Below are 384 nucleotides of genomic sequence, written 5' to 3' on the forward strand. Positions count from 1 at the left end.
ACCCCAGAAAGACTATCTGGTTGATAGGTCGAAGGTGTAAGTGCAGCAATGTATTTAGCTTATCGATACTAATAGGTCGAGGACTTGACCAATATTTATTTGATGTTCATTAATTAAAATATATATGTAGTTTTTAGAGTGTTAACTTTAAAAAACTAGTTTTACTAGCTATAAAAATTTAATGCGGGTGTAGCTCAATGGTAGAGTTCTGGCCTTCCAAGCCAGCTGTGAGGGTTCGATCCCCTTCACCCGCTCCAAAAGATTATGTGGTTACAATAGCAGAGAGGATACACCTGTTCCCATTCCGAACACAGAAGTTAAGCTCTCTAGCGCTGATGGTACTTGGTGGGAAACTGCCTGGGAGAGTAGGACGTAGCCACGTAA

The 384-nt window shown here is 40.9% G+C and carries 1 tRNA gene and 2 rRNA genes; all 3 read left to right on the forward strand.

Annotated features, from left to right (window positions below):
* Positions 1-92, forward strand: a 23S ribosomal RNA gene (locus IC174_RS20795); the annotation flags it as partial.
* A gap of 91 nt (positions 93-183) precedes the next feature.
* Positions 184-257 (forward strand) — tRNA-Gly (locus tag IC174_RS20800).
* 8 nt (positions 258-265) lie between these two features.
* Positions 266-382: ribosomal RNA gene (rrf, locus tag IC174_RS20805) — 5S ribosomal RNA — on the forward strand.
* The last annotated feature ends 2 nt before the right edge of the window (positions 383-384 follow it).

Source organism: Clostridioides sp. ES-S-0001-03 (assembly GCF_020676075.1).
In the GTDB taxonomy this organism is placed as follows: Bacteria; Bacillota; Clostridia; order Peptostreptococcales; family Peptostreptococcaceae; genus Clostridioides.